Below are 20,838 nucleotides of genomic sequence, written 5' to 3'. Positions count from 1 at the left end.
TACGGTCGGACATCGTGCTAATAGTGCAATGGCATAAGCGTGCTTAACTGCGAGACTGACAAGTCGAGCAGATGCGAAAGCAGGACATAGTGATCCGGTGGTTCTGTATGGAAGGGCCATCGCTCAACGGATAAAAGGTACTCTGGGGATAACAGGCTGATACCGCCCAAGAGTTCATATCGACGGCGGTGTTTGGCACCTCGATGTCGGCTCATCTCATCCTGGGGCTGTAGCCGGTCCCAAGGGTATGGCTGTTCGCCATTTAAAGAGGTACGTGAGCTGGGTTTAAAACGTCGTGAGACAGTTTGGTCCCTATCTTCCGTGGGCGCTGCAGATTTGAAGAAGCCTGCTCCTAGTACGAGAGGACCGGAGTGGACGCACCTCTGGTGTATCGGTTGTCACGCCAGTGGCATTGCCGAGTAGCTAAGTGCGGAAGAGATAACCGCTGAAAGCATCTAAGCGGGAAACTCGTTCTAAGATGAGATCTGCCGGGGCCTTGAGCCCCCTAAAGAGTCGTTCAAGACCAGGACGTTGATAGGTCAGGTGTGGAAGCGCAGTAATGCGTTAAGCTAACTGATACTAATTGCTCGTGCGGCTTGACCCTATAACTTTGATCGTCAGATCAGGGTGTTATGCCAAGTTGACGCAATCTAAATTGAAGCTGATTTGCTCTATGAATTGGTTGTCTTGACCTAGTCAAGATGACGACAAGTTATGCCTGATGACCATAGCGAGGTGGTCCCACTCCTTCCCATCCCGAACAGGACAGTGAAACGCCTCTGCGCCGATGATAGTGCGGGTTCCCGTGTGAAAGTAGGACATCGTCAGGCTCTTACAGCGGCAAACGCCCAGCAGAAATGCTGGGCGTTTTGCTTTGTGCGACGCCTAAGAATAAGTGGGCTCCTCCAACTCTGGGGAGGTCTTAGTTGATTCCGCTGATATCGAAGAAGCGCTGCTAGGAAGCTGTTTTGGAAAAAACTGCCTCACAGTTTGCCCGGCCGGCGTCTTTCGCCGGCAGGCGGGCGCATGTGGCCGCGAGTTGACGTCTAAGCTGGTCGACTGCGGCCACCCGATTTGCGTCCGACCCATGCCACTTATCCAGTTTGAGCGCCATGCGTTGCAGCGATCGCTGATTTCTCTCGTAGAACGTTTCAGCTTTAGGTTCAAGTTGCGCAATAACGGCGCTGGCGGCCGTTTTGATGCGTGAGGCGTCTTGCGGCGCTAGTTCCAGGAGCTGGCCTACATACCCTGTCCCCCACTGGATTCGCGTCGCTGGTCCTTCGGACTTGCGCCAAGCCTGTTCGTACCAATCAAGCGCGGACTTCGCGTCATTGCGCTTCTTGGCATTCCCCGCAAGTCCAAGCATGTGATAGTACGGAGCTACTGCGCGGGGCAATTCCGCCTTCAACAGACCGTCGGACTGTTCAAATAGACCAGCGCTCGCCAACACGTGAGCCGCTGCAGGCACCACCGCCTGCCGCTCATATCGATCTTTGGTCGCCGCTACCAGCGCCGCAATTTCCGTGAGCACCTGAGGCTGCCGCGCCGCAGCAAGTGTGTCCGTCCCGTCGATCATCTTCCACAGTCCGACCCGCGCGTCCAACGCGTCGACTTGATCTGCTTTGCTTAGCGCCATCTTTGCAGACAGGCCAGCCAAAGCTGAGTCCCATTTCGATGCCAGCAACTGCCGCGCGGCCCCTGCAGGTGCCAGGTATTTGACGATGGTCTCACCCTGGGCAATCAACATATCGGCCATGCGCGCGCAGGCCTCGGAGTCAGAGAGAATTTGATCGACAAATTTTCTACCGGCTTCCCTTTCCGGCGCTGTGGCGCCAGTCGAACCGGCCCCCTCTGCGGCTGCGGACAATGCCTTGAACCTTAATCTCTCGCGTACCTGCGGGACGTCAGCTGGTACGGCCGTTGCCAACTCATCGAGGCGTTTCGGCAAGTCCGGCGCCGGGATTGTCTGCTGTTCGTCGGTTTCCCAGGAATAGAAGGCAAGAAGTCGCCATTGCTCAGGTGTAAGTGCCTGCTTCGCCGAGACGCGTTGCAGCAATTCCTTAGCCGGGACTTGGGCGTCGAGTCCCGCGGTCAAGGTAAGAAGATATCGCTGTGGATCGACTTCTCCCGGAAGACGCGTAACCTCCGTGCCATCGGCCTTGAACAAGATCATGGTCGGATAGCCTTGCACCTTGAAACGCGCAGCTACCTTTTGCGCGCCCGGCTTGTCACCATCGACGTAAACGGGAACGAACGCACGTGATCGCTCCACGAAATCCGCGCGCGAAAAGAGCGTCGCCTTGACTTGGTTGCATGGCGGACACCACACCGCGCCCCAGTAGAGGAAGATTGGTTTGCCGCTACGCCGTCCCAAATCGAAAGCCTTGTCCACCTCCGCGTCGGATGACACGTATTGCCAGGCAATTGCGGATCCGGCAGCGTGTGCGGGCGCCGAAGTGCCCATCGCCGACCCGACCAAAATGCCAACCCACAACCCTCGTAGGGCCCCACCGGCTGCTGGAAGTAATGGCATGTCGACTCCTGATCTATCAAACGTTCACGATAACCGCCCCCTCCATACGGGCCACTCCGGACCGGACAAGGTCCTCGGTCAACGCTCGTATCCATGCGGGGGCTTCCTGATCTCCGAAGTATCTTCCAATCACGAGGCTGAAGTAGCCCGTGCGGGACGCCCAATCCAGTAGTGCGTCGAGATTGACAGCCTGCAGCTCAAGCAATTTGAACTTCAGCAATACCTTGGCCGCGTGCCGGGCGTGGCGCACGGGGTCGCGGACGAAACTCTCGAGCCTTGAGCGGGCTTGTGCAAGAGACTCTGGAAGCCGGCCCGCATCGAAGACAGGACCGTGGCCGGGAATGATCCATCGCGGAGCCAGGGATTCGATCAAGTCGAGTGTCTGACCCACCGCCCCAAATGCTGATTCCCCTTCGAGCTCCGGGAACACGACGCCGAACCCGTTTTCCCAAAGGGCGTCCGCGGAAATCAAGGTACGCGACGCCGGCTCGAAAAGGATCACCGAGTGGGGATCGTGGCCCGGCGCGGCATGGACCTCCCAACGCAAATCACCCAGCGCCAGCCAGGTTCCCGGCTCGATGAGGCCATCGAAGGCGAAGCGCTCACAGGATTGGCCGGTGGGCTCATAAGTGAGTGCGACAGGATCCCATTGGCGCACGGCATTCGCCAAACCTGGCGGAATCAGAGTGCGCGCACCGGGATAGGCGCGTTTCAATGCGGCATTGCCCCCGCAATGGTCACTGTGCAGGTGCGTGTTCAGGATCGCATCGAGCGGACGTGCACCCAACGCGCGGGCCGCGAGCGCGACTGTCTGCCCCGCGTGTGTGCTGTAGCCAGTGTCGACCAGCGCCGTGCCGCGCGTTCCCGACAGCAGGATGTTATTGCTGGACAGCCAGCCTCGCTCGAAGACGATGACCCCGGCGGGAAATTCATGTGGTGACGCCATGCCGCAAGGCTAACCTGCGGAGCGCTAGCGTGCGCTGCGCAACTCGCGCCGCAGGATCTTTCCGACGTTCGTCTTCGGCAGGTCATCGCGGAACTCGATGTATTTGGGCACCTTGTAGCCGGTCAGGTTCTGGCGGCAGTACTTGGCGACATCGTCTTCGGAGAGTGTCGGGTCGTTCTTCACAACGAAGACCTTGATGGCCTCGCCCTGCTTTTCGTCGGGGATGCCGATGGCAGCGCACTCGATCACGCCGGGACACAGCGAGATCACGTTTTCGAGTTCGTTCGGGAAGACATTGAAGCCGCTCACCAGGATCATGTCCTTCTTGCGATCGACAATCTTGCTGTACCCGCGCTCATCCATCACCCCGATGTCGCCGGTCCGCATGAAGCCGTCACTCGTGAATGCCTTGGCGTTTTCTTCGGGCTGGTTGTAATAGCCCCGCATCACGTTGGGCCCCTTGATGCAGATCTCGCCCGCCTGGCCCATCGGCAGCGAACGGCCGTCGTCGTCCTTGATCGCGATCTCGATGCCGGGGAGCGGGAGACCGATCGTGCCGGAAAACTCCTTGCTGAGGACCGGGTTGTTCGTGCCGATCGCACAAGTCTCGCTCATGCCCCACCCCTCGACCATCGGACATCCGGTTGCCTTCTGCCATTGGCGGGCCGTGCCTTCCGAGGCGGCCATGCCCCCGGCTTGAGAGACGCACAGTTGCGAGAAGTCGATGCCCTTGAATTGGGGATGCTGCATCAGCGCGTTGAACAGGGTGTTCACGGCGGGGAACAGGTGGAACGGACGCCGTTTCAGCACGTCGATGAATTTGCCGAAATCGCGTGGATTCGGGATGAGCGTCAGGTGAGACCCCCATCGGATCGCGAGCAGCGACAAGGTCAGCGCGAAGATGTGATACAGCGGCAGCGCCGCAATGCTGTTGGTCTTGCTCACGTCCCCGACGCGCTGGAGGGCGGGGGTGAACCAGGCCTCGGCCTGCAGGATCGCCGCCACGATGTTGCGGTGCGTGAGGATGGCTCCCTTCGACAACCCTGTGGTGCCGCCTGTGTATTGCAGGAACGCGATCGATTCCAGATCCTGCTGCGCCGGGGCCAGCTTCATCGACATGCCTGCCGCGATGGCGCGGTTGAATGGCGTCACCTGGAGGCCGCCTGCGAGCGGCAGCTTGTAGGCGGGCACCATCTTCGCCAGGTGGCGCACCGCGAAGGTGATCCAGTTGCCGAACCAGAATCCGAGCAGGTCCCCCATCGACGCCATCACGACGTGCTTGACCGGCGTGCGTTCGATCACCTCTTCCAGGGTCTTGGCAAAGTTCTCGAGGATGACGATCGTGGTGGCGCCGGAGTCCTTGAGCTGGTGCTCGAGCTCCCGCGCCGTGTAGAGGGGATTGACGTTGACGCAGGTGTACCCTGCGCGCAGCACGGCGGCCATCGTGACGGCGAACTGCGGGATGTTCGGCAGCATGATCGCCACCCTCGCGCCCGGTTCGAGGCCCTGCGATTGGAGCCAGGCGCCCAGGGCCGCGGACAGGTCGTCGAGCTGGCCATACGACATCCACCGCTCCATGCAGACGGAGAAGGGACGCGAAGCATTCTTCCTGAACGACTCCTCCAGCAACTGGGTCAGCGAGCGGTACTGCTCCGGGTGGACATCATGCGGAACGCCCTCGGGATAGCTCTTGAGCCAATACTTTTCCATCGCGAATCTCCTTCAGCGGAGCCGATTGTGAAAGCGCACGACCGCTGCCGTTAGGGGGCTTGTCCTAGTGTGCGCGCAAGTTCCGTCTCGCAGGCGACAAGCGGAGCGTCGAAAAGATCGGTGAGCAGGGCTGTTTCGCGCGTGCGAATGATTTCGAGGAAAGACTCGACCTGCCCGGGGTGCCGCGCCATCGAGGCGAAGTGGTCGAATCCGCTTTCGAGGAATCGCTGCAGCGACGCCATGCCGGCAGCCATGGCGGGGCCGCGCATCATCTTCAGCATCAGGCGCAGCCCGGGAGTGCGCGTGAGATGCGCCATTTCCCGACCGATCCGCATGACGACCTCCAGCTGTTGCAGCCGATCCTGCCGCCGGCCGACGGCGCGCCACGCGCAAACGTAGCGCGAGGCCTCGCTCGCCGCCCCGGCGCACGTGTGCAGCCACGCGAGCGCCATGGCCTGGTCCAGGTCTTCGGTCAGCGCGTGCAGGTCGGCCAGGGCGACAGACGTGTCCACCACCTGGTGGGGAAAGAATCTTTCGATCGCACCGGCAATGCGCGAGAACTGCGCATCCCTTTCCGTGTAGTCCTTGTCGCTGTAGAGCTCGTCAAGGAAGAAGCGCGATGCATCTGCGTGCGGACCTCCGCGCAGCAGGTCTGCATAAGTACCGGCAAACCGCCGGGACTGGAAGCGCTTCACCTCCCGAACGGCGTCGCGCAACCCGGGCCGTTGGTCGAAGGCCTGTCGCAGCAGCGAAACGCGGGCGACCGCGTCGCGAATTTGTCGTGCGGCTTCCATGCAGGCCGAGTCTATCCATGCGGGGCACGTCGCGGCATCGCGTCAACCCCATGGGTGGGGAGTGGCCCCGGCCGACCCGCACGATGTGATACTCGGTCCATGCAAACGCGCTCGATACTGGCCCGGCTGCAGCAGGCCATCACGCTGTCGCTTCTTGCGTGCGCCGCAGCCTGGCTCGACTGGTTCTGGGCGACGTCTCCCTTGCTCGCCGTGTGCGGGTTTGTGCTGATCGGCATGGGCTACTCGCTCTTCCTCGCAGCGGAATTCATCGCGCTGCGCCTTGCCGGACGGGCACCGGCGGCGTTGCGGCCCGGATGGAAGGAATTGCTGCGGGCCTGGCTCGCCGAAACCGCCACGGCGCCCCGCGTGTTTTGCTGGCGCCAGCCCTTTCGCTGGAAGGCGGTGCCCGACGAACTCGGCGCCTCGCGGGATGCGGGCCGCAAGCGCGGGGTCGTTTTCATTCACGGATTCTTCTGCAACCGCGGCTTCTGGGCGCCATGGCTGACCCGTGCACGCGCGGAGGGCCGTTGCTATGCGGCCGTGAACCTCGAGCCGGTGTTCGGCAGCATCGACGAGTACGCGCCCCTGATCGGCCGCGCGGTTCGTGCGGTGACGCAGGCGACGGGGCTCGCACCGGTGGTTGTGTGCCATAGCATGGGCGGCCTTGCCGCGCGCGCGTGGCTGCGGGCGCAAGGGGGCGCCGCGGTGCATCACGTGGTCACCATCGGTTCGCCGCATCGGGGGACCTGGCTCGCACGGTTTTCGCGCGGCGGCAATGGTCGCCAGATGCAAGAGGGCGGCATGTGGCTGGCCGAACTCGAGCGGGTCGAGAGCGCCCGCCAGGCTCCCGAATTCACCTGCTGGTACTCCAACTGCGACAACATCGTCTTTCCCGTCCTCACCGCCACCTTGCCCGGCGCGGACAACCGGCTCGTGCGCGGGGCCGCGCACGTCGACCTGGCGTTCCGTCCCGAAGTCATGGACGCGACCTTCCTGCTGTTCGAACGCAGCGACCCGAGGTGAATTTCTCACACGCAGCGGGCGCCTTATTCACGCCACGGCGTGCGGGCCGGTTCCTATGCTTTCCCCACAAACAACAAGGATGGGAGAAGCGATGGACATGCTTGTGGAGGCCGGCGACCCGGTCACTGCCTTTGCGGGGGACGCCGATCCTGGCCTGAGTGCGGGCCTCGCGTACCTTGTCGATGAACTCGCCCACGGCGTGATCGTCGCCACCACCCAAGGGCGCATGCTGCACGCCAGCCAGCCTGCCCGCCATGAATTGAGCCGGCGGCGCATCCTCTTCATCAGCGAAGGACGGCTGATGGCCTGCACACCGGAAGGCGCCCATGTCCTGCAGGAAGCGCTTGCGAAGGTCGCGGAGGGCAAGCGCAGCCTGGTCGAACTCGTCGCACCCTCCGGCCCGGGCCTGACGCTTGCGCTACTTCCCCTGAAAGGCGGGTCGAGCCGCTCACCCCGCGCCGCGATCCTGCTTGCGCGGGCGTCCGTGTGCGATTCGCTCATGCTCTGCTTTTTCGCGCGCAACCATGGCCTCACATCGACCGAAGAGCAGGTGCTGGGCATCCTGTGCCAGGGATCCTCGGCGCCGCAGGTCGCGCAGCAGTTGAAGGTGGCCGTGTCGACAGTGCGCAGCCATGTACGCAGCATGTGCGCCAAGACAAGGTCCAGCGGGGTGCGCGAACTCATCAACCGGGTCGCCGTCCTGCCGCCCATCGCGCCCCCGTTTCGACACGAGCCCATGCACTGATGGCGCGTTCCGCCACAGTGGGTTGCAGCTCGACCGTCTGCTAGAGTTCGCCCGTTTGGGGGAACAACAATGAATGCGAACGGCCGCACTGCTGCCCAGGAAAGACTCATCGACGCACTGAATCCCGGCCTTCGGGCCCTCGCGGTCCGCGGCGTCTTTCGCAACTACAAGAAGAACAGCGTGATCATCAACGAGGGCGAGATGGGGGACTCCATCTTCGTGCTCCTCGAGGGCGCGGTGAAAGTGTTTTCCACGGACCAGAACGGCCGCGAAATCACGTACGGGGACATCCGCGCCGGGGATTACTTCGGCGAACTGTCCCTCGATGGCGGCCCGCGTTCGGCCTCGGTGATGACACAGGAGCCTTCCGTCTGTTCGGTGGTGAGCCGCGCGGCGGTTCGCGAGCACCTCGCCGAAGAACCCGAATTCGCCCTCGACCTGGTCGCCCAGGTCATCCGGCGAGCGCGTGCGGCGACCGAGACCGCCCGCAACATGGCGTTGCTGGATGTTTATGGCCGCGTGATCGCCACGCTCGAGGGGCACGGGGGACCCGCGCGCCCGGGCGCACCCATCCTCCTGACCCAGATCACCCACCAGAGCATCGCGAGCCGCGTCGGCGCGTCGCGCGAGATGGTCAGCCGCCTCCTGAAGGACCTCGAGAAGGGCGGCTACATCGAGCTCGGTGTCAAGCGCATCACCCTGCTGAAGAAGCTTCCCGCGCGCTGGTAGGCGGTGGCGGCGATGAACTCCCCGCCCTTCGCTCCCCGCTGGCATTGTGTGTGCTGCGCTTTGCCGCCGCGGCTGTTGCGGCATGTCGCGTCGAGAGCCGAGGGCGAGCACGCGGGCCGGATGCTGGCGCACGCGCAGGCGTCGGCGGACATCCGGGCGCAACGGCGCCGCGAAGCCGACGGTGCCGTGCAGCACAAGGCGGCGGGCCGAGCCGGCCGGGCGATCTACGACGCGGGCGGAAAAAAGCAGCTCCCCGGCAAACTGGTCCGCAGCGACGCCGGCGGTGAAACGGACGACGCGGCGGTCAACGACGCGTGGCGCAACGTCGGCATCACGCTCGATTTCTACGCCAAGGTCTTCAATCGCAATTCTCTCGACGGCCGGGGCATGCGCGTGGACTCGTCCGTGCATTACGGCGATCGATTTCCCAACGCCTTCTGGTCGGGCAAGGAAATGCTCTTCGGCGATGGCGACGGGATTCACGTGCTGGGATTCACGCGCTCGCTGGACATCGTCGCGCACGAACTCGCGCATGCGGTCACCCAGCACACCGTCGCCGGCGGACTCGGCGAGTCGCACCGCGGCCGCCAGGTGGACCTCGTGGGCCAGGCCGGAGCCCTGAATGAATCCCTGTCCGACGTGTTCGCGAGCATGGTGAAGCAATGGCACGCGAAAGAAGACGTGCACGCGGCGAACTGGCTGGTCGGCGAGGGCATCCTGGCGCCGCATCTCGGGCGCGCGGTGCGTTCGCTGAAGTCCCCGGGCGACACGCGGCTGACGTATCCGGACGACGACCAGGCGGCCGACATGAGGGCCTTCGTGCCGGGTGGGGAAGTGCACACCAACTCGGGCATCCCCAACCGCGCGTTCTACCTCGCGGCCACTGCCATCGGCGGCAACTCCTGGGAAGGCGCGGGACCGATCTGGTACCGCGCGATGGGCCGCCTCACGTCCACGGCCACCTTCGCGGACGGGGCCGAGGCGACGGTGGAAGTTGCAAGCGATCTCGCGGGACCCGGCTCGAAGCCGCACAAGGCCGTCATCGCGGCCTGGCGCAAGGTGCGCGTCATCCCCTGAGATGATCCCGGGCCGCGACGGTTTGCTATCCTCTCAGCCTGCGGCACCCGGGACCCCGGCGTGCAAGAGAGAGGCGCATGCGTTGTTCGTCCTGCATGACGGTCAACCCGACCGGCAACCGATTCTGCGAAAGCTGCGGCGGGCAGTTGCAGCGCGCCTGCCCGTCCTGCGGGCACGACGTTTCCCCAGGCGCGCGCTTTTGCGGCGCCTGCGGCTCCTCGATGGAGACGGCGGCCGCCACGGCGTCCGAATCGGTGCCCAAATGGGGTGAACTCAAGCAGGCCACCGTGCTCTTCGCCGACATCGTCGGCTCCACCGAACTGATCGCCGGGATGGGACCCGAAGAGGCCATGGGCCGGTTGCGGCCCGCGGTCCTTCGCATGCGCCACTCGGTGGAGCGCTTCGGCGGCACGGTCGTGCGCACCTTGGGCGACGGCGTGATGGCGCTGTTCGGCGTGCCGCACACGCTGGAGGGCCACGCGCTGCTCGCGTGCCAGGCGGCGCTCCATATGCAGAAGGTGTTCGCGCGCGACGCGCACGGACCGCAGATCCGCGTGGGCCTGCACTCGGGCGAGATCGCGTCGGATCCCCAGGATGCGAGGGACGGACAGGGCGGCGGCGCGCACGGCCTCACGATTCACATCGCAAGCCGCGTGGTGGCACTGGCGGATCCCGGCGGGGTCTGCATGACGCAGACTTGCCGCCTGCTCGCGGGCAATGCCTGCAAGACACGCTGCATCGGCGTCCACCCGCTCAAGGGCATCCGCGATCCGGTGGAACTCCACGAGCTGCTGCGCATGGAGTTGTCGGGCGCGATGGAGCAGGGCGCTCGCAGCGGTACGTTCCGCGGCCGCGCGCGGGAACTCGCGCGACTGGTCCGCGCCATCGACGCCCTCGACACGGGAGGGGCCAATGCCATCGGCATCGCGGGCGACTCGGGCGCGGGCAAGAGCCGGCTTTGCCATGAATTCGCGCAGCTGTGCCGCGGTCGCGGCGTGCCGGTGTTCGAGGTCCGCGCGCAGCTCTATGGCCACGCGCTGCCCCTGCAGCCCATCCTCGAACTCTTTCGCACGCACTTCTTCGGCATCGCCGCTGCCGACGATGCGCAGGCGGCGCGCGATCGCATCCAGGCCCGGTTCCAGCCGCTCGACCCGGCACGCGCGGACCTCGAACTGCTGTTCGAGTTCTTCGGCGTGGGGGCGTCCGGCGCGGACGCGGGCATCGGCGCCCATGCGAGGCAGGCGCGCCTGCTCGCCTTGCTCAAGGCGCTGGTGAGGCACGACGCAGCCGTCACCCGCGTGATCCTCATCGAAGACCTTCACTGGCTCGACGACGCGAGCGAGGAATTCGTTTCCGCACTGATCGAAGCCGTCGGCGGCACGCGCACGGTGCTGCTGCTGAATTACCGCCCGTCCTACCGGTGCCCGTGGCTGGGCGTGGCGCACTTCGAGCAGATGGAGCTGCACGAGCTCTCCGGCGACGAGATGCAGGCGCTCGTCGCCGAACTGATGACGCCGGTCAGCACCTTGCCCGACCTCTGGCGCCTCGTGTGCCGGCGCGCGGGCGGCAACCCGTTTTTCGCCGAAGAGCTCGTGCGCGCCATCGCGGAGAGCAACCTGCTGTCTACGGAAACCGGCCTGCCGCTCGAGGGGCTCGCCGCGGTGGAACGCGCACTGCCCGCGACAGTTCAGGCCGTCGTCGGCGCGCGGCTGGACCGGCTGGGTGAACCGGAAAAAACCTTGCTCCTGATGTGCGCCATCATCGGCAAGGAAATTCCGCTCTCCGTCCTGGAGCATGTGGCCAGTCCCCTGGCCAGCCAGATCGAAAAGGGCCTCAATGGATTGCTCGAGGCCGGGCTGATCCTTCCGCAGCCGGCAGAAGGCGGCAGGCGCTTCGCCTTTCGCCATCCGCTCATCCAGGAAGTTGCCTACAACGGCCAGCTGAAGGTGCGGCGCGGCCAGCTGCATTCCGCGGTGGCCGAAGCGATGGAGCTCTACTACGCCCCGCGGCTGGACGAATTCGCGGGCCTGATCGCCTACCACTTCGAGGCGGCGAAGCGCCATCTCGATGCGGCGCGCTACACCGCCCGCGCCGCCAACTGGATTGCTTCCACCGATTCGGCGCGCGCGACCGGCAGCTGGCGCAAGGTGCGCGAACTGTTGCGAACGGTGGAGGCGTCGGCCGAAGTGGACAGCCTCAAGGTGCTCGCGTGCGGCAAGATCGCCTGGCTCAGCTGGCGCGACGGCCTGCCCATGCCCGAGGTGATGCGCTTCATCGAAGAGGCGCGCGAGATCGCCGGCCAGCACGACGCGCGCATCCTGGGGCTCCTGCTGTTCCTCGAGGGGCGGATGCTGCAGGCCAACGGCGGATCGGTGGACCGCTACGTCGAACTCGTGCAGCAGGCGCGCGCCCTGCTCGGCCCGGACGCCACCCCCGGCAGCCGGGTGCTGCTGGACACGGCCCTGTGCCAGGGCTACGGGTGGGCGGGCATGTTCGGCAAGGCGCTGGCCGCGAGCGACGCCGCGCTCGGCGGCGCGCAGGCCGCCGACAGTTTCGAGGAAGCCTTCATCGGGTTCAGCCTGCGGCAATGGACGCTGGTGCTGCGCGGCCGCCTGTTGATCCGCATGGGCCAACTCGATGCCGCGGCGCAGTGCCTGCGCGAAGTCACGTGCATGGACGAACAGTCGGTCGATCCCATCCTGATGCAGATCGCGCACTTCGGCCAGGCCGAGGCGGCCTGCCTCGCGGGCGACGGCGACGCCGCGGAGCGGCACGCGCGGGCCGTGCAGCAGATCGCCCAACGCCAGGGCAACGCGTACCTGCATGTGTTCGCGCATGCCTGCCGCGCGCTCGTCGATCACGCGCAGGATCGCTACGAGGTCGCGATCTCGGGCTTCCGGCGCGCGCTGGACCTGGTTCGACGCGACAACGTGGCCCGGGAATTCGAGACCGAGCTCCTCGCCTGCCTGGCCGAGTGCTGCTACGCCACCGACGACCTGGAGGCGGCGGAAGCCCTGTGCGGCGAAGTGATGGACTTGTCGCACCAGCGCAAGAACCGCCACCAGCACGTGCGTGCGCTCGTGATCGCCAGCGCGGTGCGCAATGCAAGGGGGGACGAGTCCGCCCATGAATTGCTGGCGCGCGCGAGGGAACTGGTGCGCGCCACCGAGGCGGGACCGCTCGCTTTCAGGGTGAAGGCGCTGCCGGAAATCGTGCTGCACTGACCGGCCGTGCCGGGCGGGTCACTTCTTCTTCGGCCTGGCCTTCGCGGGCTTCGCCTTGTCGTTCCAGGGCTTCATGGGCAGCGAGATCACGAGGTAGTCGCGCTCGATGTAGAACACGGGCCGGCCCTTCGGCGTGATCAGCACCTTCTCGCTGTCGCCGCCGTCGCGCATGTCGTGCGAGGTGAAAAAAACCGGCATCGGTTGGGGCGCCTTCAGGTTTTTCACGAGCGCGGCGACGATCGCCTGGTCGCCGTTCAGCTTTCCCTGGTTGGAGCCGTGATCGGAAAGATGCTCCAGCAGTTCGTGCCAGTGGTTCTTCGCGTCGTTGTTGTACGCGGCGAGATTGAGCACGGCCACGCTCACCGAGAGCGGGCGTCCGGTCTTGAAGATCTTGAACTCCTTTTGCAGCGCCGCCATTTCCTCGATGCCGCCGTACGTCTTCTCCTTGCCCTGCGGCGGTGCAAACCGCAGGTTGAGCTGATCCAGCATGCTGCCGATCAGGATGTCGTTGTGCTTCATGAAATAGCCCATGGGGGAGTCCTCCGGTTTGATGTTCGTAACAAAATCCAACGTCAGTGTACGAGCTGAAACATTTTTTGCGAAGTGCCCGCATCCTCCAAACTGATGACGAACTTTGCCGGCGACACACACCCCGCGCTCGCGGTGGAGCGCTACTACTCGCGCCTCGTGCGGCGGCACGGCGCAACGCCCTGGGGCGTGGACTGGACGTGCGAACCCACGCAGCGATTGCGCTTCATCCAGCTCATGAAAATCGCGGGCCGGCGCCGTCGGTACTCGCTCAACGACCTCGGTTGCGGCTACGGGGCGCTGCTCGGATTCGTGCGGGAGCGCCATGGCGACACGCGCGTCGACTACTGCGGCGTCGACCTCTCCACGGCCATGATCGGGCAGGCTCGCGCAGCGGGGGCAGGCGACGCGAGCGCGGCATTCGTCGTGGGCAGCGTGCTGCCCCGCGTGGCGGATCTATCGGTGGCGAGCGGCCTCTTCAATGTGCAGCTCGGATTTTCGAGGGCCCAGTGGCAGGGATGGATTCGCCGCACCCTGCGCCAGCTCGCTGGCGGAAGCCGGCTGGGTTTCGCGGTGAATTTCATCGCGCCGGTCGCGCGCGGTGTCGAGCCCCTGCCGGGCCTGTACCGCACGCGGCCCGAGCCGTGGATCCGGTTCTGCGAACGTGCCTTCGGGGCGCAGGTGGAACCGGTCGCGGACTACGGCCTGCGCGAATTCACGTTGCTGGTTCGGCTTCCACCGTCGGCGCCTCCGCCGCGATCTCGGGCAGCGCCTTCACGCGCTCATACACCGGCGTGAAGTCCGGCGCCGTCTTGTCGAAAAGCTCCTGGAAGCTTTCGATCACGAAGTAGGTCTGCTGGTAGCTGTCGATCTTGTAGCGCGTACGCATCACGCGCTCGATGTCCAGCGGCAGCCGTTGCGGCGCCGGGCCCTCCACGGCATGCAGCAATTCGCCGGGCGAGCTCAGGATGCCGGCGCCGTACGCGCGCAGGCCATCGTCCTGCGCGATGAGGCCGAATTCGATCGTGTACCAGTAAAGCCGGCTCAGGAGTTCGCATGCCTGCAGGCCGTGCGCCTTGAGGCCGCCCTTGCCGTACTCCTGCATGTGATCGGCGAAGACCGGGTCGAACAGCAGCGGCACATGCCCGAACAGGTCGTGGAACACGTCGGGCTCCACGATGTAGTCGAACTCGTGCGGCTTTCGGATCCAGTCGGTGACCGGGAAGCGCCGGTTGGCGAGCAGCGTGAAGAAGGGGACTTCCGGAATCAGTCCTGGCACCGTCACGATTTCCCAGCCGGTTGCCTTGCGCAGGCGCGCATTGATCTCGTCGAAGTGCGGGATGCGCTCCTTCGCGCCGAGGGACGGCAGTGCGCGGATGAACTCGTCGCATGCGCGGCCGGGCACGAGCGCGGCCTGGCGTTCGTACAGGCGCCGATAGGTGTCGTGGTCCTCTTCGGTGTACGCGGCGTAATCCTGCTCACAGGTGTAGTCGCTGCCAGCGCGGGTGTAGTCGCCGCGCGGCGGACGCTCGCTCGCCCCGTACACCGCCGGTTCGACAGCCATCTCAGGCCTTCTTCGGTTCGAGCACGCCGCGGCGCATCTGGTCGAGCTCCATCGTCTCGAAGAGCGCCTTGAAGTTGCCCTCGCCGAAACCCTCGTTGCCCTTGCGCTGGATGAATTCGAAGAAGATGGGGCCGAGCTGGTTCTCGCTGAAGATCTGCAGCAGCAGATCGCCGGGCTTGCCGTCGACCAGGATGTTGCGCGACTGCAGGCCCGGCAGGTCTTCACCGTGATTCGGGATGCGCTTGGGCAACAGCTCGTAGTAGGTGTCGCTGGTCTCGAGCAGCTTCACGCCGTTCAACTGGAGCGCGTCCACCGTGTCGTACAGATTGGTCGAACCCATGGCGATGTGCTGGATACCCTCGCCCTGGTAGCGGTCCAGGTATTCCTGGATCTGGCCCGACTTCTCGTTGCCCTCCTCGTTGATCGGGATGCGGATCTTGCCGCAGGGGCTCGTCATCGCCTTGCTCTTGACGCCCGTGGCCTGGCCTTCGATGTCGAAGTAGCGCACCTCGCGGAAGTTGAACAGCCGCTCGTAGAAGCCCGACCACTCGGCCATGCGGCCCCGGTGCACGTTGTGCGTGAGGTGGTCGATGTAGGTGAGGCCGATGCCCGCGGGATTGAGCTCCGCCCCGGGCAGCGGCTCGAAGTCCACGTCGAAGAAGCCGATGTTGCCGATGTCGCCTTCCTTCGCGCCATTCTTGCCGCGCCACTTGTCGATGAAGTAGATGATCGAATCACCGATGCCCTTGATGGCGGGGATGTTCAATTCGCCGGGGCCGGCCTGGCCCGCGTAGCCCCAGGCGCCGAGCGAAATGGCGCGCTCGTAGGCAGCCTTCGCATCCTTCACGCGGAAGGCGATCGCGCACACGCTGGGCCCGTGCAGGCGCGCGAAGCGCTGCGCGAACGAATCGGGCTCCGCATTGATGATGAAGTTGATGCCGCCCTGCCGGTACAGCGTGACGGCCTTGTGCCGGTGCTTCGCGATCGGCTTGAACCCCATGCGCTCGAACAGCTCCCCCATCGCCTTCGGGTCCGGCGCGGCGTATTCGATGAACTCGAAACCGTCCGTCCCCATGGGGTTGTCCCAGGTCTGCGGCGGCTGGGTGACGGACTGGGGCAGGGCCTTGTTCATGCGGTGTCTCCGGATTCGAGGGGAAAGGATGCTGCGACTGTAAGGTCCACGCAACTCACTTTTCCGGCGAAAAAGGGCGAATATGGCAGATCGGCGCAATAATCATGCGTCATGACAGAATCGCAAGCACTCGACAAGCTCGACAAGGCCATCCTGCGCGCCCTGCAGCGGAACGGCCGGGAAACCTATGACGTCATCGGGGAGCACGTGGGCCTGTCCTCCAGCGCCGTGCTGCGGCGGGTCAAGCGGCTCGAGGAAAGCGGCGTGATCGACCGGTACGTGGCGCTCGTCCAGCCGCAGGCGGTCGGTCTCGGCCTGACCGCGTACCTCAATGTTCGGCTGGAAAAGCACACCGAGAGCCACAAGCGCAACCCCATGGATGTGTTCCGCGCGAGCGTTCAGACCTGGCCGGAAGTGGTGGAGTGCGCCTCGCTCACCGGCGACATGGACTACCTGCTGCGCGTGGTGGTGCGGGACATGTCGCATTACAGCCGCTTCATCATGGACACCTTGCTCAAGCATCCCTCGGTGCAGGATTGCAGGACCAGCTTCGTGCTGGACCTCGTCAAGGCCACCACGGCGCTACCGGTGTAACGAATGGTTGAGCCACGGCGTTTAGGTAGAACTACGTCAGCCGTTGCGTAATGGCCGGATGGACTTGCCTCCCTAGTGAAAACCCGTAAATTGGGAACATGACTGATCTACATGACGTCATCCAGGGCACCGCGGTGGTGGTTCCGATCCGATCGCTCGGACCCGGCCACCGCGAGCGCATCGCCGTCCACCTGATGGCGCTGGATGAACACGACCGCTACCTGCGCTTCGGCTACCCCGCCAACGACGAACACATCCGGCGCTACGTCGACGGCCTGGACTTCGAGCGCGACGACATCTTCGGCATCTACAACCGCAAGCTCGAACTCATCGCGATGGCGCACCTCGCGTTCTCGCGCGATCCCGAACACCTCGAATGCGCCGAATTCGGCGTCTCTGTGCTGGGCAAGGCGCGCGGGCGCGGGTACGGCTCGCGCCTCTTCGAGCGCGCGGTAATCCATGCGCGCAACGAAGGCGTGGAACTCCTGTTCATCCACGCGCTGTCCGAGAACACCGCCATGATCAAGATCGCGCGCAACGCCGGCGCGACGCTCGAGCGTGCGGGGTCGGAGACCGACGCCTACCTGCGCCTGCCGCCGGCGACGCTGGACAGCCGCATGAGCGAAATGCTGGATGAGCAGATTGCCAGGAGCGACTACCGCCTCAAGGTGCAGGCCAAGAGCTTCTGGGATTTCCTGGCCGGCGTTCAGGAAATGCGCCGGGGCATCCAGGACGCGCGCCGCAGGACGCCCCGGTAGCGGCCGCGCACCCGCCCGGTGCGGGCGTTTCCGCTATCCTATTGGTCCCTCCACTACCGCACGTCCTGCATCCCAAGGCTGTGTCCGACCCCCACCCTGCGCGACCTTCCACGCTGAAGGAAGACAAGCGCACTTTCCTGCAGAAGATCGCCGAGTTCATCCACCCCGGGCCGGACTCCAAGGCCGAGCTGATCGAAACGCTGGCGGACGCTGAGGACAACGACATCATCGGAGCGGAGTCGCGCATCATGCTCGAGGGCGTGATCCGGATGGCCGAGCTCACGGTCGCGGACGTCATGGTCGCCGCGCCCCGCATGGACCTGCTGAACATCGATTCGGCGCACGACGACATCCTGGGCATCGTGATCGACACCGCCCACTCGCGCTTCCCGGTTTACGAGGGCGAGCGCGAGAACATCATCGGCATCCTGCTCGCCAAGGACCTCCTCAAGCTGCAGCGAGCGCCCGAGCTGAACATCCGGGCGCTGCTGCGCCCGGCGGTGTTCGTCCCCGAAAGCAAGGGGCTCAACGACCTGCTGCGCGAATTCCGGGGCAACCGCAACCACCTCGCGATCGCGATCGACGAATTCGGCCGCGTCGCGGGCCTCATCACCATCGAGGACGTGCTCGAGCAGATCGTCGGGGAGATCGAAGATGAATTCGACATCGACGACAACGAGGGCGACATCTTCGGCCTCGCGGACCGCACCTACCGCGTGAGCGGCGACACCGCGATCGACCGCGTGGGCGAAGCCTTCGGCGTGAAGCTCCTGCCGACGGACGCGGAGCAGCAGTTCGACACCATCGGCGGGCTCATCGCGCACGAGATGGGCCACGTGCCCAAGCGCGGGGAGCACCACCTGCTCGCGGGCCTGAACTTCGTCGTGCTGCACACCAAGGGCGGCGCGGTGCGCTGGTTCAAGGTCTCGCCGGCCAGAGACGAAGACGCCACGGGTTGAAGCGCGTGGCGTTGCGCTTGCTGCCGTTCGCGTGCGCGCTGCTGGCGGGGTGGCTGCAGGCCGCTTCGATCGCCGCGCCCTGGAGCGGCCAGCCGGTGTGGTGGCTGCAGCTGCTGTCGCTCGCGTGGCTGGCCTGGGCTGTGCAGCGCGCGCCCTCCTGGCGCTACGCAGGACTGCTCGGCTGGGCCTTTGCCACCGCGTGGCTGTGCGGCACCTTCTGGTGGCTCTTCATCTCCATGCACGTCTACGGCGGGCTCGCTTCGCCACTGGCCGTGTTAGCGGTGCTGGCGCTGGCGCTGTTTCTCTCCAGCTATTACGCGGCCGCCTGCGCAGCGATTCGCGCATGGGACCGCATTCCCACGGCCGGCCGCGCGCTCTCTTTCGCGGCGGCATGGATGTTCGCGGAACTGGCGCGCACCGTCTGGTTCACGGGCTTTCCGTGGGGCGCGGGCGGCTATGGGCATGTCGACGGGCCGCTCGCCGCCCTGGCTCCGTATGTCGGCGTGCATGGCATCGGGTTTGTGGCATCGCTGCTGGCCTACGCGCTCGCATTGCTCGCCCGACCGGGCGTGCTGCGCTCGTGGCGATATTGGCTGGCGGTCGCGGCAGGCGCGGGCCTGCTGGCCGCCTGCAACGTCGTCGCACATCCGAAGCAGGGCGCGGCGGCGGAACCGAAGCTCTCGGTCGCGCTGCTCCAGGGCAACATCGCGCAGGACGAGAAATTCGAGGCGGGCACGGGCGTGGCGTTGGCGCTCGCCTGGTACGGGCAGCAACTGGACGCGAGCACCGCATCGCTGGTCGTGACGCCGGAGACTGCGATCCCCATGCTGCCGTCGCAACTGCCCGCCGGCTATTTCGACGCGATGCGCGACCGCTTCACCACGCGCGCGCAGGCGGCGCTGATCGGAATCCCCATGGGCGGCTACAAGGAGGGCTACGCCAACTCCGTGCTGGGCCTGAAGCCCGGCGCGGCGCCGTACCGGTTCGACAAGCACCACCTCGTGCCCTTCGGCGAGTTCGTGCCGCCGCTCTTCAAGTGGTTCACGCGCCTGATGAACATTCCGCTGGGCGATTTCGACCGCGGCGCGCTGGGCCAGGCGCCTTTCGAGTGGCAGGGCCAGCGCCTCGCGCCGAACATCTGCTATGAGGATCTGTTCGGCGAGGAACTCGGCCTCCAGTTCGCCGACGAAGCGCGCGCACCCACCATCCTCGTGAACGTCAGCAACATTGCGTGGTTCGGCGACTCCATCGCGATCGACCAGCACCTGCAGATCAGCCGCATGCGCACGCTGGAATTCGCACGGCCGATGCTGCGCGCCACCAACACGGGCGCCACGGCCATCATCGACCGCTATGGCCGCGTCACCGCCGCATTGCCGCGCCAGACGCGCGGCGTGCTCACCGGGGAGGTCGAAGGCGGAACCGGCATCACGCCCTATGCGTGGTGGATTTCGCGCGCCGGCCTGTGGCCATTCTGGCTGGCGACGTTCGCGATCCTCGGGATTGCAGCCTGGCGCGGTCGCCGTTCGCACGGCAACCCGTAAAATCAAGGGTTTCGCGGGCTGCGGCCCGCTGTCTTGCGCACCGGGGCGCCGCCGCCCATCGCTCCACCTATGTTGACCTTCCAGCAAATCATCCTGAAATTGCAGTCCTACTGGGACGGGCAGGGCTGCGCCCTGCTGCAGCCCTACGACATGGAGGTCGGCGCGGGGACATCGCATACGGCGACGTTCCTGCGCGCCCTCGGTCCCGAGCCGTGGAAGGCCGCCTACGTGCAGCCCAGCCGCCGGCCGAAGGACGGCCGCTACGGCGAGAACCCCAACCGCCTGCAGCATTACTACCAGTACCAGGTGGTGCTCAAGCCCGCGCCGTCCAACATCCTGGAGCTCTACCTCGGCTCGCTGGAAGCGCTCGGGTTCGATTTGAAGAAGAACGACATCCGTTTCGTCGAAGACGACTGGGAGAACCCCACGCTCGGCGCCTGGGGCCTGGGCTGGGAGGTCTGGCTGAACGGGATGGAAGTCACGCAGTTCACCTACTTCCAGCAGGTCGGCGGCATCGACTGCAAGCCGATCACCGGCGAGATCACCTACGGCCTGGAGCGCCTCGCGATGTACCTCCAGGGCGTGGACAACGTCTATAACCTGAAGTGGACCGAAGGTCTCTCTTACGGCGACGTCTACAAGCAGAACGAAGTGGAGCAATCCACGTACAACTTCGAGCACAGCGACGCGGAGTTCCTTTTCACCGCTTTCGGTGCGCACGAGAAGCAGGCGAAGCACCTGATGGAGCAGCAGCTCGCGTTGCCGGCCTACGAGCAGGTGCTCAAGGCGGCGCACAGCTTCAACCTGCTGGACGCGCGCGGCGCGATCAGCGTGACGGAACGCGCGGCCTACATCGGCCGTATCCGCAACCTCGCGCGCGCCGTCGCGCAAAGCTACTACGACAGCCGCGAGCGCCTGGGCTTCCCGATGGCCCCGCGCGAATGGGTCGCCCACATGAACAAGAAGGCGGCTTGACCC

General features: G+C 65.2%; 18 protein-coding genes and 2 rRNA genes (1 of these 20 running past the window's edge). 13 read left to right on the top strand and 7 right to left on the bottom strand.

The features are described 5' to 3' along the window. Window positions 1-604, top strand: a 23S ribosomal RNA gene (locus I5803_RS10850); it begins 2,274 nt to the left of the window's first position. A 113-nt stretch (window positions 605-717) separates the two neighbouring features. Beyond that, a 5S ribosomal RNA gene (gene rrf, locus I5803_RS10845) occupies window positions 718-830 on the top strand. A 125-nt stretch (window positions 831-955) separates the two neighbouring features. Here the strand turns inward: rrf and I5803_RS10840 are convergent. The 4 genes from I5803_RS10840 to I5803_RS10825 all read right to left on the bottom strand — a co-directional run bounded on the left by I5803_RS10840 (window position 956) and on the right by I5803_RS10825 (window position 5,983). After that, a complete protein-coding gene (locus I5803_RS10840; protein ID WP_196986375.1) occupies window positions 956-2,410 on the bottom strand; it encodes a thioredoxin family protein in 1,455 nt (484 codons plus the stop codon). A gap of 139 nt (window positions 2,411-2,549) precedes the next feature. Continuing rightward, window positions 2,550-3,479 (bottom strand): MBL fold metallo-hydrolase, encoded by a 930-nt coding sequence (locus I5803_RS10835; RefSeq protein WP_196986374.1) that lies wholly within the window; start codon window positions 3,477-3,479, stop codon window positions 2,550-2,552. A gap of 24 nt (window positions 3,480-3,503) precedes the next feature. Beyond that, window positions 3,504-5,189: an AMP-binding protein gene (locus I5803_RS10830; protein WP_196986373.1), complete on the bottom strand. Its 1,686-nt coding sequence runs from the start codon at window positions 5,187-5,189 to the stop codon at window positions 3,504-3,506. 50 nt (window positions 5,190-5,239) lie between these two features. Then, window positions 5,240-5,983 carry an FFLEELY motif protein gene (locus I5803_RS10825; RefSeq protein WP_196986372.1) on the bottom strand — a complete coding sequence of 248 codons (744 nt, stop codon included), beginning with the start codon at window positions 5,981-5,983 and terminating at the stop codon, window positions 5,240-5,242. A 99-nt stretch (window positions 5,984-6,082) separates the two neighbouring features. Here I5803_RS10825 and I5803_RS10820 point away from each other — a divergent pair, with 99 nt between their 5' ends. The 5 genes from I5803_RS10820 (at window position 6,083) to I5803_RS10800 (ending at window position 12,781) form a co-directional block, all read left to right on the top strand. Beyond that, a complete protein-coding gene (locus tag I5803_RS10820; RefSeq protein WP_231402385.1) occupies window positions 6,083-7,006 on the top strand; it encodes an esterase/lipase family protein in 924 nt (307 codons plus the stop codon). Window positions 7,007-7,097: 91 nt separating this feature from the next. Further along, the gene (locus I5803_RS10815; protein WP_196986371.1) at window positions 7,098-7,751 is read left to right on the top strand and encodes a helix-turn-helix transcriptional regulator; all 654 of its coding nucleotides are present in this window, start codon (window positions 7,098-7,100) and stop codon (window positions 7,749-7,751) included. A gap of 69 nt (window positions 7,752-7,820) precedes the next feature. Continuing rightward, window positions 7,821-8,480: a Crp/Fnr family transcriptional regulator gene (locus I5803_RS10810; protein WP_196986370.1), complete on the top strand. Its 660-nt coding sequence runs from the start codon at window positions 7,821-7,823 to the stop codon at window positions 8,478-8,480. Between the two features lie 120 nt (window positions 8,481-8,600). Continuing rightward, window positions 8,601-9,557, top strand: a complete 957-nt coding sequence (locus I5803_RS10805) for a M4 family metallopeptidase (RefSeq protein ID WP_196986369.1) — start codon at window positions 8,601-8,603, stop codon at window positions 9,555-9,557. A 95-nt stretch (window positions 9,558-9,652) separates the two neighbouring features. Beyond that, window positions 9,653-12,781, top strand: a complete 3,129-nt coding sequence (locus I5803_RS10800) for an AAA family ATPase (RefSeq protein WP_196986368.1) — start codon at window positions 9,653-9,655, stop codon at window positions 12,779-12,781. Window positions 12,782-12,799: 18 nt separating this feature from the next. Here I5803_RS10800 and I5803_RS10795 read toward each other — a convergent pair whose 3' ends face one another. Continuing rightward, on the bottom strand, window positions 12,800-13,312 hold the full coding sequence (locus I5803_RS10795; RefSeq protein WP_196986367.1) for a hypothetical protein: 513 nt from the start codon (window positions 13,310-13,312) through the stop codon (window positions 12,800-12,802). Between the two features lie 93 nt (window positions 13,313-13,405). Here I5803_RS10795 and I5803_RS10790 point away from each other — a divergent pair, with 93 nt between their 5' ends. After that, complete coding sequence (locus tag I5803_RS10790) at window positions 13,406-14,107, top strand: methyltransferase domain-containing protein (RefSeq protein WP_196986366.1); 702 nt, start codon at window positions 13,406-13,408, stop codon at window positions 14,105-14,107. On the opposite strand, the gene phhA is transcribed toward I5803_RS10790, so the two are convergent. Both phhA and hppD read right to left on the bottom strand, forming a co-directional pair. After that, entirely contained in the window at window positions 14,025-14,873 is an 849-nt protein-coding gene (gene phhA, locus I5803_RS10785) for a phenylalanine 4-monooxygenase (RefSeq protein WP_196986365.1), read from the bottom strand. The two genes, I5803_RS10790 and phhA, sit on opposite strands and share 83 nt — an antisense overlap. A 1-nt stretch (window position 14,874) precedes the next feature. Next, entirely contained in the window at window positions 14,875-16,005 is a 1,131-nt protein-coding gene (gene hppD, locus I5803_RS10780; RefSeq protein WP_196986364.1) for a 4-hydroxyphenylpyruvate dioxygenase, read from the bottom strand. A gap of 111 nt (window positions 16,006-16,116) precedes the next feature. Here hppD and I5803_RS10775 point away from each other — a divergent pair, with 111 nt between their 5' ends. From I5803_RS10775 to glyQ, 5 genes are all read left to right on the top strand, one after another. Continuing rightward, window positions 16,117-16,599 carry an Lrp/AsnC family transcriptional regulator gene (locus tag I5803_RS10775; RefSeq protein WP_196986363.1) on the top strand — a complete coding sequence of 161 codons (483 nt, stop codon included), beginning with the start codon at window positions 16,117-16,119 and terminating at the stop codon, window positions 16,597-16,599. Between the two features lie 98 nt (window positions 16,600-16,697). Beyond that, window positions 16,698-17,357 (top strand): GNAT family N-acetyltransferase, encoded by a 660-nt coding sequence (locus tag I5803_RS10770; protein WP_196986362.1) that lies wholly within the window; start codon window positions 16,698-16,700, stop codon window positions 17,355-17,357. Between the two features lie 80 nt (window positions 17,358-17,437). Further along, a complete protein-coding gene (locus tag I5803_RS10765; protein WP_196986361.1) occupies window positions 17,438-18,316 on the top strand; it encodes a CorC family transporter in 879 nt (292 codons plus the stop codon). 5 nt (window positions 18,317-18,321) lie between these two features. Continuing rightward, complete coding sequence (gene lnt / locus I5803_RS10760; protein ID WP_354001649.1) at window positions 18,322-19,860, top strand: apolipoprotein N-acyltransferase; 1,539 nt, start codon at window positions 18,322-18,324, stop codon at window positions 19,858-19,860. Window positions 19,861-19,929: 69 nt separating this feature from the next. After that, on the top strand, window positions 19,930-20,835 hold the full coding sequence (glyQ, locus tag I5803_RS10755; protein WP_196986360.1) for a glycine--tRNA ligase subunit alpha: 906 nt from the start codon (window positions 19,930-19,932) through the stop codon (window positions 20,833-20,835). The last annotated feature ends 3 nt before the right edge of the window (window positions 20,836-20,838 follow it).

The organism is Caenimonas aquaedulcis (assembly GCF_015831345.1).
Lineage (GTDB): Bacteria > Pseudomonadota > Gammaproteobacteria > Burkholderiales > Burkholderiaceae_C > Ramlibacter > Ramlibacter aquaedulcis.
This window is presented reverse-complemented; position numbering and strand designations above follow the sequence as displayed.